We start from the raw sequence: 16028 nt of genomic DNA on the forward strand, positions 1-16028 counted from the left end.
CGCGACGCATGACTCGGAGCGGTTCCGCCAGGAGCTGAGCGCGTCCGTGCAGGCGCCGGGCACCGTGGTCCGCAACGTCGGGGATGTCGACGGCGCCCTCGCCAAGGCGACGCGTGTCCTCGAGGCCGAGTACCACGTCCCCCACCTCCCGCACGTGCCCATGGAGCCACCGGTCGCGGTCGCACGCTTCGAGGGGGACACCTGTGAGGTGTGGGCCCCCACCCAGAATCCCCAGGCGGCGCGCACGGAGGCGGCTCGCGCGCTCGCGCTTCCCGAGGAGAAGGTCCAGGTCCACGTGACGTTCCTGGGCGGCGGCTTCGGGCGCAAGTCCAAGGCGGACTTCGTCTCCGAGGCCGTCCTGCTCGCGAAGGAGGCGGGCGTGCCGGTGCGCGTGCAGTGGACGCGCGAGGACGACATCCAGCACGACTACTACAACACCGTCAGCACGCAGCGCCTGAGCGCGGGCCTGGATGAGCACGGCAAGGTCATCGCCTGGAGACACCGCACCGCGTTTCCGCCCATCGGGACGCTCTTCGGTGGAGGAAACACCCCCGGGGAAGATGATCTCCAGCAGGGAGTGCTGGACCTCGCGCTCGCGGTCCCCAACGTCCGCGCGGAGGCGTGCGAGGCCGCTCCCCACGTCCGGATCGGCTGGCTGCGCTCCGTCTACAACATCTTCCACGCCTTCTCGGTCAACTCCTTCATCGACGAGATCGCCCAGGCCCGTGGCGAGGACACCCGCGACGTGATGCTGGAGGTGTTCGGGCCGCCGCGGGTGATGAGCCTGGAGGCGCTCGGCGTGAAGAAGCTCAGGAACTATGGGATGCCCCTGGAGGAGCATCCCGTTGACGCCGGCCGCCTGCGAAACGTCATCGAGCGTGTGACGCAGCTCTCCCGGTGGAGTGACCGCCACAAGGAAGGCAGGGCGCTGGGCCTCGCCGCGCACCGGAGCTTTCTCTCCTACACGGCGGTGGTCGCGTCGGTCGTGCGCAACCCGAACGGCAAGCTCTCGGTCGATGAAGCGTGGATCGTGGTCGATGCCGGCACGGTCATCAATCCGGACCGTGTTCGAGCCCAGATGGAGGGCTCGGTCATCTTCGGGATGAGCCTGGCCTTCCACGGCGCCATCACGCTGAAGGACGGCGCGGTCCAGCAGTCGAACTTTCGTGACCTCCGGCTCGTGCGCATTGGAGAGGCACCGCGCAGGATTCACGTCGACATCGTGCCCAGCGACGGACGTCCGGGAGGCATCGGCGAGCCCGGGGTGCCCCCCGTCGCGCCCGCCATCGCCAACGCCCTCTTCGCGCTCACGGGTAAGCGCGTGCGCGAGCTCCCGCTCTCACGAGCGCTCGATGTTTGAAGGCCTGCGTGGCCAAGGGCCGGTGCGGACCTGACTGCGGACCGGCACCCGGCCCTCCGGCAGGTGAGGTGCTCCTACGACGTAGGAGCCCGGGCCGTGCGATCCCACGCCGCCCGCTGCGTGTTGCGCAGGAAGCGCCAGAAGCCCACCACGATCGCCAGGTTCATCGTCACGAAGTAGTAGGCCACCGACGCCACCCGCTTCGCCGAGCCCCTCAGCGCCCCCTTCTTCCCCAGGTACGCCAGCGTGTAGAACAGTGCCTGTCCCATCAGCGTCAGCCGGTAGAAAGTACTGTTCAGCAGGAAGAGGTTCGCCAACAACGCCAGGGCCATCAGCGCCGGCGCGCACCAGCGCAGCAGCTTGTGCGACCAGAAGGCGAACGCCGGGAAGCCCGACAGCGGCGAGAGCAGCCCCGGCACCATCCTCAGGCTCTGGAAGTTGCCCGCGGCGATGCGCGCCCTGCGACCGAACTCCTTGCCGTAGTCCTCCGTCGTCTCCTCGTGCGCCACCGCCTCGGGCTCATAGACGACCTTGTAGCCCTTCTCGAGAATCCGCAGCGGAATCACGAAGTCGTCGACAATCGTCGAGGGCGGCAGCGCGTTGAACAGCGAGCGGCGGATGGCGTACAGCCCCCCGTTCGCCCCCACCACCGCCCCGCGCTTGCCCTCGTAGAACTTGATGAGCGATTCGTACGTCCAGTACGTGCTCTCCTCGTACTCGGCCTTCGTTGGGTTGAAGAGCCGCAGCTGCCCGCACACCGCCCCCACCTCGGGGTTCTCGAAGTGCCGCACCAGCCGCTTCACCGCCTCCGGCTCGATGATCGTGTTCGCGTCCGACAGCAACACGATGTCGCCCTTCGCCAGCGGGATGCACCGGTTGAGCACCGACGTCTTCCCCGCGCGCGGCGCCGCCGACAGCCGCACCCGCTCGTCCGTGCACCGCTGCACCAGCTCGTCCGTCCCGTCCGACGAGCCGTCCGAGCCGATCACCACCTCGAAGCGCTCCGCCGGATAGTCCAGCGCCAGACTGTTGCGCAGCTTCTCCTCGATGCAGCTCGCCTCGTTGTAGGCCGCCACCACCAGGCTCACCCGAGGCAGCTCGCTCGGCTGCTCTCCGCGGCGCCGGCTCGTCCCCGAGCGCATGTAGCGCAGGTTGTGCAGCACCTGCGCCGCTCCATCCAGGGCGAACAGCACCACCGGGTACAGAAAGTACGTGTGCACCAGCAACACCGCGGCACACCAGAACACCAGTTCCGCCATCACCCCTGCCTCCCCGACCCTCGAATCGTGTCCACGCGTACCACTCGCGAGCGAGGGGCAAGCAAGGCACGTACCGCCGCCCAAGAGGGAGCCGATCCGCCGGACCCCGAGGGCAAGTGACTGTCAGGTGCCAGGAGTGGGAACTTTTTTTCCTCCCCGGAGCACGGGGAGAGGACAGCCCGGGTCAGGGCGAGGAAGAGGACTCGGGCGCGGCCTCCTGGCTCGCCATCTCCTTGGCGTGGGCCTGGAGTTGCTGGGCCAGCTCGTGCTTGGGGTTGAGGGTGAGCACGGTGTCCAGCAGCGCATGCGCGGCGGCCGGATCCTTGCGCCGCAGGGCGATGCGCGCTCCCAGCACATAGGTGCGCAGGAAGGAGCTGTTCGCCTCACGCAGGCTCTCCAGCGCGGCGGCGGTCTCGGCGAGCTGGTTGTCCGCGTCGGAGGCGTTGAGGACGTACTCGGCCATCGTCAGCGTGCTCCAGTCCTGCTGCCCGCCCTGGGCGAGCTGCACGGCCAGGCCGGGAGTCTCGGCCGAGCCCAGCACGGCGCTCAGCAGGGCCCGGGCCCGCTGGCGGGACTGCGTGAGCGCCTTCGGCTCCTCGGGGGGAGCCGTCGCCAGCCGCTTCACCAGCTCCAGGGCCTGCTTCGAGAGCGTCGTGTTCCGCTCTTGAAGCGGGATGAGCTGGCGGTCGATGGCCGTCACCTCCTCGCGCATCGCGTTGACGCGGCTCTGCCAGTCGGCCGGCGTCTGGGCCTGCGAGAGGGTGCTGATCTGCTCCCGCAGCCGCTTGACTCTCGCCTCGAGCGTGGTGGCCAGGACGCGGGTGTCATCCAGGTTCATGGCGAGTGCGATCGCCATCTCCGTCTGGAGCTCGACGCTCGTGGGGTTCGTGCCCGACAGGGTCCTCAAGCGGGACAGGGCGTCCGTCTGCGAGGTCGTGTCGTCCCTGCGCAGCATCACCACCGCCTCATCCTTGGCGACCAGCACCTCGGGCGGTACCGCGTTGGACTTCCCACGCCAGGCCGGGGAGGTGAAGAACGCCGTCAGGGCGATCACGAGCACGCTGCCCGCGATGAGCAGGACACGACCCCGGCCCTTCGAGGGACGGGCGTCACGGCCCTCGTTGGCGTTCCCACGCGGCGCGTCGAGCAGCTCCGGCGGCAGTTCCAGGGGCTTGGACAGGCCCGGCGCCGATGGCCCCGAGCCCGGCCCCGGCACGGGCGCGGGCCCCAGCGCCTCCGAGGACATCTTGTCCGCGGAAGACGAGCCCTCCGCCATCAGCTCCGAGAGCGGGCGGTTCAACTGCTCGAGGATCTCCTCGGGCAGCTCGATGGGCGTGGTCGCCGCGACCGCCACCACCGGCTCGGAGGCGGGCTTGGACGGGATGGCGGCGGGCGCCTGGGGCGCGATCCGGGGCATCAGTCCCGGAGGCTTCGCCGCGGGCGGGCTCACCGCCGTGGGAGGAGCGGGCCGCGCTCCAACACCCTCCATGTCCACGTCCACGTCCGGCTCGAAGTCCGAGAGGTCTCCGAACAGCTCCGTCATGGTCACGGAGGACGAGGCCACGGCCGGAGCCTGGCTCTTGGGTGGAACGGGAGCTGGCTGAGGCACCGCACCGAATACCTGCGTCGCCGACACGGCGGGCGCCGCGGCAGAAGGCTGCGGCACCGCGCCGAACGCCTGCGTCGCCATGGGAGCGGGAGCCGCACCCGCCGGGGGTTTGGCGGGCGGGGGCTTGGGGGCCGCGGGCGGCGCGGGAGACGGCTGCGGCACCGCTCCAAACACCTGCGTCGCCCTGGAGGGCGGCGGCGTCACCGCGGGAGCCGCCTGGGGCTTGGGGGGCACCGCGCCGAACGCCTGCGTCGCTCCAGGGGCCGGCGCCGGGCCCTTGCCCGTGCCGTAGACCAGCGTGGAGTTCAACTTGGGGGCCGCGGGCTTCGCGGCCGGAGCCCGCGCGGGAGCGACGGAGGGCAGCGGAGCAATGGCCGGCACCGGAGCGATGGACGGCACCGGGCTGGCGAAGAGCTGCGTGCTCTGGGTGGTCGCCTTGGCCGGCGGGGCCGCGGTGAAGACATGGCCACAGCGGGTGCACTGCACGGGCACGCCCCCAGGCGGAAGCAGCTTGGGGTCGAGCGCGTACTGCATGGAGCACTTTGGGCAGGCGATCTGCACAGACGGTGTTTATCACACGCGTCGGGGGAGGGGGCCCCTACCGGAGTTCCGTTGTCGCCTGAAGGGTCTCCAACCGGGCGGCACCCACCCCGGGCACGTCCGCCACCTGCTCCCACGACCTGAACCGGCCCCCTGCCTCGCGCTCCCGTACCAGCCGCCGGGCAAGCGAGGACCCTACCCCCGGCACTCGCGCCAGGTCGCTCTCGGACACGGTGTTGAGGTCCAGCTTCTGTCCCAGCAGGAGGCGCTGGGGGGCGGACGGGAGGGCGCCATCCCCACACACCGCCACCCCCTCCACCACACGCACCGCGCCGGGCTCACAGTCCAGCGCGGGCGCGGAGCCCGGCCAGCGCCCGCGTGCCAACACGCCCAGGCCCAAGAGCCCGAGCGCGGCCACCGCGAGCGCGCCAGTGCGGTTCATCCCTCAGCCCGCCGCGGGAGCCTTGTCCAGGCCGAACGCCGTATGCAGCGCCCGGACGGCCAGCTCCGTGTACTTCGACTGGATGAGGCAGGAGACCTTGATCTCCGAGGTGGAGATGAGCTGGATGTTGATGCCCTCGCTGGCGAGCACCTGGAACATCTTCGCCGCCACGCCCGAGTGGTTGCGCATGCCCACGCCCACGATGGAGACCTTGGCCACGTCGCCGTCCGTCTCCACGCCCCCGGCGTGGATGTCCTTCGTCACCCGCTCGACGACCTCCTTGGCCTTGACCAGGTCCGTCTTGCCCACCGTGAAGGACAGGTCCGTGCGGCCATCCCGGGAGGCGGTCTGGACGATCAGGTCCACCACGATGTTCTGCGCGTCGAGCGCGCCGAAGATCTTCGCGGCCACGCCCGGCACGTCCGGCACGCCGCTGATGGCGAGCTTCGCCTCGTTCTTGTCGTAGGCGATGCCGCTGACAATCACGTTCTCCATCGACTTGTCCTCCTCACACACGAGGGTGCCGGGGTCGTCCGAGAAAGAGGACTTCACCCAGAGCGGCACCTTGTACTTCATCGCGAATTCAACCGAACGGATCTGCAGGACCTTCGCGCCCACGCTGGCCAGGTCGAGCATCTCCTCGTAGGAGATGCGATCCAGCTTGCGCGCCGCGGGGCACACGTTGGGGTCGGTCGTGTAGACGCCGTCCACGTCCGTGTAGATCTCACAGGCATCCGCCTTGAGCGCCGCGGCCAGCGCCACCGCCGTGGTGTCCGAGCCTCCCCGGCCCAGCGTGGTGACGTTGCCCTGCTCGTCCTGGCCCTGGAAGCCGGCCACCACCACGATGTGCTTCTGCTTGAGCGCCTCGACGATCTTCTCGGCGTCGATGCGTTTGATCCGCGCCTTGGAGAAGACGTTGTCGGTGACGATCTGCACCTGGTAGCCGAGGAAGCTGGTGGCCTGGCCTCCCTGCGCCTGGATGGCCATGGCGACCAGGCCGATGGACACCTGCTCGCCGGTGGCCACCACCACGTCCTGCTCCCGCTCGCTCGGCCGGTCGGTGATCTGGGAGACGAGCTTCAACAACCGGTTCGTCTCTCCGGACATGGCGGAGACGACGACCACCACGTCGTGTCCGGCGGCCTGGGCCGCGATGCAGCGGCGCGCCACGTTCTTGATGCGGTCGGTGTCGCCGACTGACGTGCCGCCGTACTTCTGGACGATCAATGCCACGTTGGCTGGTTCCTCCTGGAACAGCGCGTCAAGCTAGTGAGGTGGCTTCCGGCTGTCAAAACCTCCGGGAAGCTCTCGGAGCGGACGGGCTGCACGCGGCGGACTGTTGGGGTATAGGGATCGCGCCTCATCCGTACCGCTGCTCCTGGAGCCCGCACATGTACCGCCCCCGCCTTCTAATCGATGGTGACACCCTCCGCCTGGAGGAGATCCTGCAGGTCGCTCGCAACGAGATGACCGTGGAGCTCTCCCCCGAGGCCAAGGCCTGCGTCCAGGAGTCACGCGAGCTGGTGGACCGCGTCGCCGCCGGGGATACGCCCTCCTACGGCATCAACACCGGCTTCGGCACCCTGGCCGAGGTGCGCATCGACAAGAAGGACCTGCGCGAGCTGCAGCGCAACCTCATCCTCTCGCACGCGGCCGGCGTGGGCACCCCCCTGCCCATCCCCGAGGCCCGCGCCCTGCTGCTGCTGCGCTGCAACGTGCTCGCCAAGGGCTACTCCGGCATCCGCCTGGAGACGCTCCAGCTGGCCCTGGACATGCTGAACAAGGACGTGGTGCCGGTGGTGCCCGAGCGCGGCAGCGTGGGCGCCTCGGGAGACCTGGCGCCGCTGGCGCACCTGGCGCTCGTCTTCATCGGCGAGGGCGAGGCCTTCTTCGAGGGCAAGCGGATGCCGGCCCGGAGTGCGCTGGAGCGCGCCGGGCTGACGCCCGTGGTGCTGGAGGCCAAGGAGGGCCTGGCGCTCGTCAACGGCACCCAGGCCATGGCCGCCGTGGGCAGCCTGCTGCAGCTGCGCGCCGAGATGCTCTCCAACGTGGCGGACATCGCCGGCTCCATGACGCTGGAGGGCCTGCTGGGCAGCCACAAGCCCTTCATCCCGGAGATCCAGGACGTGCGCCCCCACGAGGGCCAGAAGGCCTGCGCCGCCCACCTGCGCCGGCTGCTCGCGGGCAGTGATCTGGTGGAGACGCACATCAACTGCCGCAAGGTGCAGGACCCCTACTCGCTGCGCTGCATGCCCCAGGTGCACGGCGCGGCGCGCGAGGGCATCTCCTTCGCCCGGCGCATCCTCGAGGTCGAGGTCAACAGCGCCACGGACAACCCGCTCGTCTTCGTGGACAGCGGCCGCATCGTCTCGGGCGGCAACTTCCACGGCCAGCCCCTCTCGCTGGCCTTCGACGTGGTGGCGATGGCGCTCACCCAGCTGTCCTCCATCAGCGAGCGCCGGGTGGAGCAGCTCGTCAACCCGTCGCTGTCCAACCTGCCCCCGTTCCTCGCGAAGAACTCGGGCCTCAACTCGGGCTTCATGATCGCCCAGGTGACCAGCGCGGCCCTCGTGGCCGAGTCCCGCGTGCTGTGCCACCCCGCCTCGGTGGACTCCATCCCCTCCTCCGCCGGCCGCGAGGACCACGTCTCCATGGGCATGACCGCGGCCCTCAAGAGCCGGCAGGTCGCGGACTTCACCCGCACGTGCCTCGCCATCGAGGTTCTGGTGGCCAGCCAGGCGCTGGACTACCGGCTGCCGGTGAAGGCCGGCCGCGGGCCTCGCGCCGCGCACGAGCTGGTGCGCAGCCGCGTGCCCACCATGGAGAAGGACCGGGAGATCCACCGCGACATCGAGGCGGTCTGCCAGCTCATCGACTCCGGCGAGCTCATCCGCGTCGTGCGCAACGCCACGGCCTGAGCCACGGGGGAGTGGCGATGAGGTGGCCCGTCACGCGACACTCCCCCCATGGCACTCGAGCAGCACGGGAGCTCCTCTACACCCGAGCTCCCCACCCGGCCGCCCTCCCTCGCTCCCACGAATGAGCCGGGCGGCACACCTCCCCGGAGCGGGTGGGCCTCGCTGCGTGCCGGGCTGCCGCGCAACGGCGCCACCGTGCTCGTCTTCGTGGCGCTGGCGCTGCTGATCGCGCGGACCAACGAGCTCATCCTCGGCAGGGACTGGCGGTTGCGGCCTGCCTCGAGTCAGGTCATCAGCGGGGATGAGCCCCACTACCTCCTGGTGATCCACAGTCTGCTGTTCGACCGGGATCTGCAGCTGAAGGACGACTACGTCCGGATCGCCCGAGGCGGCCTGGCGGCCGGCAGGCACTTCCGAGGGTTCCCCCTCGATCATCACACCCTGGTGTTCGACCCCGCGACGGGACAGACCCGGTTCTGGCACGAGGTGTTCGACTGGGGAGCGGCCCTGCGCGTCGGCGGGCGCCAGGTGGGCTACCTCCCGCGCGATCCGCGCTCCCCTCCGAGCCCGAACTACGAGGAGACCCCCTCGCATCCGGTGGCCTATCCAGCCCTGGTGGCCCTGCTGCTCGCGCCTTTCTCCCCCTCGCCGGTGGACCTCGAGCTGGCCGTCAACCGCGTGCAGCAACTCTTCTGCTGGCTCGGCGCGCTGGCGGTCTATCTCACCGGGCGCCGCGCGGGCTTCTCGCGCCTACAGGCCGAGAGCGCGGCCGTGCTGCTGGTGCTCGCCAGTCCCTGGTTGGCCTACTCGCGCTCCTTCTTCTCGGAGCCAGCCATCGCGCTGATGCTGACGCTGGGACTGTGGGCACTCCAGAGTGGGCGTCCGGTGGCGGCCTCGCTGGCGGTCTCGCTCGCCATGGCGATCAAACCGCCCTTCGTCCTCTTCGGGGCCGCGTGGATCCTGCTCCGGTTGATCGCTCGCCGCTGGGGTGAGGCCCTGCGGCTGGCGGTGGGCATGGGCACTTGCGGTCTGCTGCTGCTGGCCTTCAACCGGTGGCAGTTCCACGTCTGGCTGGTGAGCGGTTCCTCCCACTGGGCGTGGGCCAGCGGCCTGTCGGGGCTGTGGTCCACGCTGCTGCACCCCGCCTATGGCCTGCTCGTCTTCGTACCCTGGACCCTCCTCGCGTTGGGTGGACTGCTGGGGCGCCGTGCGCCGGACGGCGGACACTCGTCGCTGACCCGTGACATGGGCCTGCCCCTGGCGCTGTACCTCGGGGTGCTCTCCGCCATGGCCTACAACGGAAGCGCCTGCTACGGCCCTCGCTACTGGGTGGCGGTGATGCCGTGGCTGGCCCTGGCCGCGATCGAATGCGCTCGCCGCTGGGGACGGCCCGTGCGGTGGGCGTTGGGGCTCACCGCGTTGGCCGCGGTCCTGATCTGCGCCCCCGGCGCGCTGCGCTACGGCCTGCTGTGGGACACACCGGCCTCACAAGGCTGGCCGCGAGGGTAGCGAGGCCCCCCTACTTGTTGAGGATCGCCTCGAGGCAGGCGAGATCCATCCCCTTGTGCTCCTGGGCGCAGCGAACCACCTCCTCGTTGAAGCGATCCTGCTCGTAGTTCTCGCAGGTGCCCTTGCTGAACGCGCACTCGACGTAGCTCGCCACCAGCTCCGCCTGCTCCTCGGTGCACTTCTCGGCCTGCTTCTGCTCGCACGCCGCGACATCGAACGCCCGGGTGCCCACGACATCTGGCCTGCACGTCTGGACGCGCTCGACGAGGGCGTCCTGGCTGTCGGAGACCCGCTCGCACGGGCTCCGTGCGCAGCCACTGGAGATGGACGCGGTGATGAGGGCGAAGAGCAGGGTCGTGGTCCGGCGCATGGAGAGAAGTCCTTGGGTGTGGAGAGGCTACGACGAACGTCCCGAGGCTATCACCCAGCCTCGCCCCGGCGAGCAGCATCCGGTCAATCCTCTTCGTCGTTGAGCGATTGCCAGCGCGGGCGCACCTCTCGGCTCAGGGTGCCCCCGGCGGGGATGTCCAACTCCTCGCGGTGGAACCGTGGCTCCGCCTCCTCCGACACGAGGAGGAGCGTGGCTGGGCCTGGAGGAATGTGGTGGAGCACCCACTGCTCGTCCGAGTCCCCTTCCATGCTGGCGTGCGGACTGCCTCTGAGCGCCCGCTCCAGGTCGGAAGAGTTCGCGATGGGAAGCGCGCCGCCGGGCCGGAGCCACACGCCGCGGACCTGCTCGTCCTTCACCCTCAGCCTCACGGTGGCACCGCCTGGCTCTCCCTCGAAGGTGAAGGACACCCGGCCGCTGGCGGGCACCTGCACGCGCCGTGGGCGGAAGAACACGGGCTGGATGTCGTCCAGGAGCGGAGACAACCTCACCGTGTAGTGTCCCGGCTCCAAGCCACTCAGGACGTCCGTGCCGTCCGGGGCGTAAGCGCCCCCACCACCGCCCTCGTCCCGTTCGAAGTCGAGCTGGGCTCCCACGGGACGACCCTGGGCGTCGCGCACGTGCACCTCGATCCGAGCCCCCGCCTCCAGCCGCACGGTCACCTCCTCCGTCCGGTCATCCAGGGACAGACGCCGCGACAGGTACTTTTCGTGCTCCACCTGGAGCACGAGGGACCGGGCCTCCAGGTTCGGCAGCTCGAAGGAGCCATCCTCCTCGGCGACGACGAAGCCCCAGATACGCGAGGTGGGGCTCGTGGACTCCAGGGTCGCGTCGGTGAATCGGATGAACGCACTCACGGGCGCGGACGTCTCGGCGTCCAGGACCCGGCCCCTCACCCTCCGGCCCGGGCCCATCCGCAGCTCACCCAGCTCCACGTCGATGCCTTCGCGAACCTGCACGGGGCGCAGCACCGGCGCCATTCCCGGAGCGCTGATGGCGAGCTTCTCCAGACCGGAAGTGGAGAAGGGCACGGCGAAGGCCCCGCCTGAATCCCTCCGGGGCTCGCCGTTCACCTCGAACCGGGTGATGGGGGCGCCCTCCGTGTCGACGAGCCTCCCACGGATGTGCCCCAGGCGCTCCAGGACGAGGCGGACCTCCGTCGTGCTCGCGCTCACGCGGAGGGCGTCATCCGGCGACCGATAGCCCTCCTTCTTCACGGACAGGTCGTACGCGTCGGCCGCGAGGTGGTGCAGGGTGAAGCGTCCATCGGGACCCGAGCGCACGTCCAGCGGGACGTCCTTCACCACCACCACGTCCTTCAGCTCCTCGCGGCGCCAGGGGGGCGGCGAGGACGGGCTCGGATGGATGAAGGCTCCGGCCACGGGTTGGCCCGCGCCATCCACGACCACACCGGACAGGGTCCGCCCCTTCACGAGCCTCGGGGACACCTCCACCTGCTCACTGCCCTTCACCTCGACGGGGAGCGCGGCCGAGCGATCCACGCTGGCCGCCAGGAGCGTCGCCTCCAGCATGTAGTGGCCCGGAGCCACCCCCCGGAGCAGGAAGCGCCCCTCCTGGTCCACGTGCCCCTTCCGCACGGCGCCGCCCGTCCCGCCCAGGTCCCACAGCTCCACCCAGCCCTGGGTGAGCGGGAGGCCCTGCTCGTCCGTGAAGGTTCCCGACACCGAGCCCCCCCGGCGCAGCACCACCCGGACGCCCTCGGCGGGAGCCTGGACCTGGAGCTGCTCGGGCAGGACGGACGCGTCCTGGATGTCGAGGAGGTAGGAGCCCGGCTCGGTGGCATCCAGCACGAAGCGGCCTGCCTCATCGGAGAGGGCATACGCCGCCGTGTTGCCATGCCTCGGGTTCGCACGCCCGGGACGCAGCAGGGACAGCTCGACCTGCGCAAGGGGCCGCCCGGCGGTGTCGACCACCGTCCCCTCAACGGAGGCGGCTCGTTTCAGCGTGAAGTCCACCGGCCCCGAGCCCGCCGCCAGCGCGTGCTCCAGGCCGTACACCGACAGGTGCCGCTCCGCGGAGAGCTGGAACACATGGAGGCCGGGCTCCACGGGGCCGAGCCGGTAGCGCCCATCCGGACCGGTGCGAGCCCGCTGGGGCCAGATATGCGTCCCCGAGAGGATCGCGCTCACGTAGGCGCCGGGCACGGGACGCCTCGCGTCATCGAGAACCGTGCCCTCCACGAAGAACGTTTCGCCCAGGTGGAGCACGACCTCCGGCCAGGGCGAGCCCTCCAGCTCGAGCCGCGCGAGGGCGGAGCGCCCGGCCACCTCGGCGGTGAGTCTGTAATGGCCGGGGGGCAGGGGCTCGAAGAGGAAGCGGCCCTCGGCGTCCGTCTTCACCCCTTGGGTAGCGCCCCCCGACTCGGACCAGGACTCCAGGCGCACCTCGACGCCCGGCGCGGGCGAGCCCCCGGACAGCACGCGGCCAGTGAGCCCGCGTGGGCGGAAGAGCTCCAGCCGTGACTCCAGCCCGTCCAGCGTGTCGGAGGCGAAGAGTCCAGGGAGCCAGCCCTCCGCGTGGATGGCGAGCAGGTAACGCGACGCCGGAAGCGAGCCGATGCGGAAGTGGCCGTCCTCGCCGGTGCGCACGTCGAAGAACCGCGTCTGTCCCGCGTGAATCACCGTCACCCGCGCATCGGGCACGGGGGCCTGCCCGCCGAAGACGGAGCCCTCCAGTGTGAGGCCCTCCCCGAGCCGCAGCTCCACGCCCTCCACCCCCGCGGGCACGCCGGAGCGCGACACCGCGCCGTGCTCCCCCAGGGCCCAGAGCGTGAAGGAGCCTCGCGGCAGCCCGTCGAGGACGAAGGTCCCATCTCCCGCCGTGACGGCCTCCGCGTAGACGGGCGCCTCGCCCTCGCGCGCGCCCACGAGCTCCAGGATCAGCGGGGTGGCTCGCTCCAGACACACGGGGAGGAGCCGGGGCTCGGCTTCCGCCGGGACTTCCTCCTCGTCTGGCGGACACGGCAGCTCCGAGAGGGTCTGTCCCGCTTCGGGCCGCGACGCGGAGACCCGCACGCCGGCCACCGGGCCGCGGTCATCGAGCACCACGCCGCGGATGCGCAGCTCGCCGCTCGGCGGGGCCACGGGCGCGGCGCGGAGGCGTCCCGGGCGCGAGCCGGACACGACGAAACCTGCTGGGGACTCGGAGCGGTTGCTCCCGGCAGGCGGGGGCCTGTGAAGAACGAGCCCCACCGAGAGCAGGAGCCCCGTGACGGCCGCGACCCCCAGCATCCATCCGCGCATCCGCGTTCTCTCCCAACGACCGGCCGCCGGTGAAGGCTGGCCAGAGGGTCCCTCCCCGCACACGAGTGGGTGCGCGGGGAGGGGGCAGGAAGCCCTACCCTACCCTCTTCCCGGGGAGCCGGGGATCAGTGCGAGGCGGGCGGGCTCACGAGCGCGCCGGCCAGACACGACTGGTTGGCGAGCGAATCCAGCACCTGGATGCGGCGCTGGGGCTCGTTGAACGTGCGGTTCATCGTCGTGAACACCGGATCCGTGACGGTGATCGGCCCGGAGAGGAAGGGCGAGCGGTTGCTGTTCTGGTCGATGTGCCAGAAGCGGGAGTACGTCTCACGCGTGTGGCAGCCGTTGCAGGTGTTGAACGACAGGCCGAAGCGCGCCTGGGGGCTGCACAGGGTGGGCGCGGTCCAGAAGGTGTTGGTGCTGGGCATGCGCGGGAAGGCACCCAGGAAGTCGTTGGTCGCCGTGGGGAAGTTGAGCGGAACGGTGTGGGTGCTGGCGGCGAGCGGGGCGCAAGACGAGGTGATGTAGTTGGACAGCAGCGGCGTGTTGTTGTGCGCGTCGGCCGGGGCCTGGGCGGTGGTGTGCTCCGTGAGGTGGCCGACCATGGCGCCGACTCGGAAGTTCTCCGCCTTGAGGTTGTTGGAGAAGAGGCGGAACTCACGCAGCTCCCAGGGCCAGGCCAGCCACTCCTCGTTGGTGCGCACCTGGTTGATGGCGCTGCCGTTGGGCTTGCGCGGCGCCGCGTTGCGCTTCACCACCGAGTCCGTGAGGCTCTGGAGCCGCGAGTTGTAGAGGGAGCCAGCGCCCGGGGTGTAGAGCGAGAGCTGCTGCCACGCACGGTTCCAGTTCTTCACCGCCTGGCAACCGGACACCGGCACCCCGTACTCGAGGATGACCAGGAAGGGCGTGGTGTAGCAGGAGGTGGAGGTGCGCTCCACCGCGGCGAAGACGAAGCGCAGCTCGCCCGCCTCTCCTCCGCCATACGCGCCGCCACGGGGGTTGGCCAGGTCCGGGCGGTTGACGATGGCCACCAGCTTGAAGGGCGACTGGGCCATGTCCAGCGCGGTACCCACCTTGGGCCAGGGGTTGAGCAGCTTGGTGGTGATGGCGGGGCGCGCCGGCACGCTCGAGCCGTTGACGGAGGGGTTGAACGTCCAGTGCTTCAGCCACTGGTCGGTGAAGGCGGCGGGGCTGATACCGGTGAGCGCCGGGTTGGCCATCTCCGTCATCAGGAAGTTGAACGTCCACGCGCCATTCGGGGTGCCCACGCGGGTGCAGGGATTCCAGGTGCGGGCGGAGTCATTGAGGACGCCCGGATCCGTGATGACGAGCGAGCGCGCGTAGTTCGTGCCGCTGGCGGTCGCGGTGGCCCCGGCGGCGACGGCCACCGCGTCGGAGATGGAGCCATTGACGAGGCCCACGAGGCGGATGGGGATGGGCTGGCCCTGGACGAAGGCCGAGTCCGGCAACGGCTCCAACGTCTCCTCGCCCACGACCGCGCGGTCGTCGAACTTCAGCATCGTCGGCGGCACGCCCGACTGCTTGACCTCCGCGATGCGCTGCTGGGTCTGCCGGTGCGCATCGAAGTCCACGATGCCCGTGCCGGAGAAGACGCCGTCGCCGGCCAGCGCGTCTCCCAAGGTGCCATCGTCGCGCAGGGCGATCTGGGCATTGTCATCACCCGACAGGAGCACCTCGGTGGCCGACTCACCCTTGGCGAGCCGGGCCCGCACCAGACTCCGGGTGGCCCTGCTCAACGGCTCGAGCGCCACGGCCTCCAGCGAGTCCACGCGTGGCGGTGCCTGTCCGGGCTCCTCCAGCGACTGCTCCTGCTGGGAGACGGCCTCCCGCTCTGGCGACTCCCCGCCACAGCCGGCCATCAGCGCGCACACCAGCAACCCCCCAGAGAACCTCTTGCTCCGTGTCAGCCGCATACAAGCACCCCGCGTGTGAGATGAGTCGGCATGGTAACACGGTTTGTCCTGATTTCCTTGACGAACAGTGTAAACCCCGACTCCGGGGTGCTTCCCACCGCGCGCGGCCGTCAGCGCCGCCGCACCTCATGACGCTTCCGTGCCTCGTGGGTATCGGGCAAAAGGTCCTCCCATGTCCGTGATGACCCTGCTGCTGCTGGCGGTGGGACTGGCCATGGATGCAACGGCCGTCTCCATCGCCAGCGCCCTCGCGACCCCGCGTGTCCGGGTGCGAGACGCCCTGCTGCTCGCCTTCCTGTTCGGACTCTTTCAGGCCCTCATGCCCGTCATCGGCTGGGTCCTGGGCAACCAGTTCGCGGACGCCATCTCCGCCTGGGACCACTGGCTCACCTTCGTGCTCCTCGGGGGCATCGGCGCCAAGATGATCCACGAGGCCATCACCCACCACCACCCGGGCGGCCCCGACCCGCGCAAGGACGACGGCGGGAAGTCCCCGGCGCGCAACCCCTTCCACCTGGGAACGCTCACCCTCATGGCGCTCGCCACCAGCATCGACGCGCTCGCCGCGGGGGTAACCCTGCCCCTGCTGGAGCTGCACCTGGTGACGGCGGCGGCCCTCATCGGCGGCGTCACCTTCGTCCTGTGCCTCCTGGGTGTGAGCGTGGGGCGCCGCTTCGGGGAGCCACTCGAGGGCAAGCTCGACATCGTCGGCGGCCTCGTCCTCATCGGCATCGGCGTCAAGACGCTCATCGAGCACCTCTCCGCCGCCTGAGGACTCACCCCCACCCGACGGCCGTCACGAACGG

General features: G+C 70.3%; 11 protein-coding genes. 4 read left to right on the forward strand and 7 right to left on the reverse strand.

What is annotated here, in order from left to right:
- Window positions 1-1360 (forward strand): xanthine dehydrogenase family protein molybdopterin-binding subunit (locus VF697_RS38845; protein ID WP_331103122.1); only part of this gene is annotated, 1360 nt, incomplete at its 5' end.
- Window positions 1361-1434: 74 nt separating this feature from the next.
- Here VF697_RS38845 and VF697_RS38850 read toward each other — a convergent pair.
- The 4 genes from VF697_RS38850 to VF697_RS38865 all read right to left on the reverse strand — a co-directional run bounded on the left by VF697_RS38850 (window position 1435) and on the right by VF697_RS38865 (window position 6443).
- The gene (locus VF697_RS38850) at window positions 1435-2619 is read right to left on the reverse strand and encodes a glycosyltransferase family 2 protein (RefSeq protein ID WP_331103124.1); all 1185 of its coding nucleotides are present in this window, start codon (window positions 2617-2619) and stop codon (window positions 1435-1437) included.
- A gap of 184 nt (window positions 2620-2803) precedes the next feature.
- Window positions 2804-4789 carry a zinc-ribbon domain-containing protein gene (locus tag VF697_RS38855; RefSeq protein WP_331103125.1) on the reverse strand — a complete coding sequence of 662 codons (1986 nt, stop codon included), beginning with the start codon at window positions 4787-4789 and terminating at the stop codon, window positions 2804-2806.
- Between the two features lie 37 nt (window positions 4790-4826).
- The gene (locus VF697_RS38860; RefSeq protein ID WP_331103128.1) at window positions 4827-5210 is read right to left on the reverse strand and encodes a helix-hairpin-helix domain-containing protein; all 384 of its coding nucleotides are present in this window, start codon (window positions 5208-5210) and stop codon (window positions 4827-4829) included.
- Between the two features lie 3 nt (window positions 5211-5213).
- Window positions 5214-6443, reverse strand: a complete 1230-nt coding sequence (locus VF697_RS38865; protein WP_331103130.1) for an aspartate kinase — start codon at window positions 6441-6443, stop codon at window positions 5214-5216.
- A 158-nt stretch (window positions 6444-6601) separates the two neighbouring features.
- Here VF697_RS38865 and hutH point away from each other — a divergent pair, with 158 nt between their 5' ends.
- Both hutH and VF697_RS38875 read left to right on the forward strand, forming a co-directional pair.
- Window positions 6602-8128 carry a histidine ammonia-lyase gene (gene hutH / locus VF697_RS38870; RefSeq protein WP_331103132.1) on the forward strand — a complete coding sequence of 509 codons (1527 nt, stop codon included), beginning with the start codon at window positions 6602-6604 and terminating at the stop codon, window positions 8126-8128.
- A 48-nt stretch (window positions 8129-8176) separates the two neighbouring features.
- On the forward strand, window positions 8177-9637 hold the full coding sequence (locus VF697_RS38875; RefSeq protein WP_331103134.1) for a hypothetical protein: 1461 nt from the start codon (window positions 8177-8179) through the stop codon (window positions 9635-9637).
- Between the two features lie 10 nt (window positions 9638-9647).
- On the opposite strand, the gene VF697_RS38880 is transcribed toward VF697_RS38875, so the two are convergent.
- The 3 genes from VF697_RS38880 to VF697_RS38890 all read right to left on the reverse strand — a co-directional run bounded on the left by VF697_RS38880 (window position 9648) and on the right by VF697_RS38890 (window position 15222).
- On the reverse strand, window positions 9648-10007 hold the full coding sequence (locus tag VF697_RS38880) for a hypothetical protein (protein WP_331103136.1): 360 nt from the start codon (window positions 10005-10007) through the stop codon (window positions 9648-9650).
- A gap of 83 nt (window positions 10008-10090) precedes the next feature.
- A complete protein-coding gene (locus tag VF697_RS38885) occupies window positions 10091-13288 on the reverse strand; it encodes a carboxypeptidase-like regulatory domain-containing protein (RefSeq protein ID WP_331103138.1) in 3198 nt (1065 codons plus the stop codon).
- Window positions 13289-13413: 125 nt separating this feature from the next.
- Window positions 13414-15222: a choice-of-anchor X domain-containing protein gene (locus tag VF697_RS38890; RefSeq protein ID WP_331103140.1), complete on the reverse strand. Its 1809-nt coding sequence runs from the start codon at window positions 15220-15222 to the stop codon at window positions 13414-13416.
- A gap of 172 nt (window positions 15223-15394) precedes the next feature.
- On the opposite strand from VF697_RS38890, the gene VF697_RS38895 reads away from it, so the two are divergent.
- Window positions 15395-15994: a manganese efflux pump MntP family protein gene (locus VF697_RS38895; protein ID WP_331103142.1), complete on the forward strand. Its 600-nt coding sequence runs from the start codon at window positions 15395-15397 to the stop codon at window positions 15992-15994.
- Window positions 15995-16028 lie beyond the last annotated feature (34 nt).

It is taken from the genome of Archangium sp. (genome assembly GCF_036388035.1).
In the GTDB taxonomy this organism is placed as follows: Bacteria; Myxococcota; Myxococcia; order Myxococcales; family Myxococcaceae; genus Archangium.

Bases quoted from the DNA above. Each gene is read 5' to 3' on its own strand.
- VF697_RS38850 (WP_331103124.1), bottom strand. From the start codon at position 2,619: ATGGCGGAACTGGTGTTCTGGTGTGCCGCGGTGTTGCTGGTGCACACG.
- VF697_RS38860 (WP_331103128.1), bottom strand. From the start codon at position 5,210: ATGAACCGCACTGGCGCGCTCGCGGTGGCCGCGCTCGGGCTCTTGGGC.
- hutH (WP_331103132.1), top strand. From the start codon at position 6,602: ATGTACCGCCCCCGCCTTCTAATCGATGGTGACACCCTCCGCCTGGAG.
- VF697_RS38875 (WP_331103134.1), top strand. From the start codon at position 8,177: ATGGCACTCGAGCAGCACGGGAGCTCCTCTACACCCGAGCTCCCCACC.
- VF697_RS38880 (WP_331103136.1), bottom strand. From the start codon at position 10,007: ATGCGCCGGACCACGACCCTGCTCTTCGCCCTCATCACCGCGTCCATC.
- VF697_RS38885 (WP_331103138.1), bottom strand. From the start codon at position 13,288: ATGCGCGGATGGATGCTGGGGGTCGCGGCCGTCACGGGGCTCCTGCTC.
- VF697_RS38890 (WP_331103140.1), bottom strand. From the start codon at position 15,222: ATGCGGCTGACACGGAGCAAGAGGTTCTCTGGGGGGTTGCTGGTGTGC.
- VF697_RS38895 (WP_331103142.1), top strand. From the start codon at position 15,395: ATGTCCGTGATGACCCTGCTGCTGCTGGCGGTGGGACTGGCCATGGAT.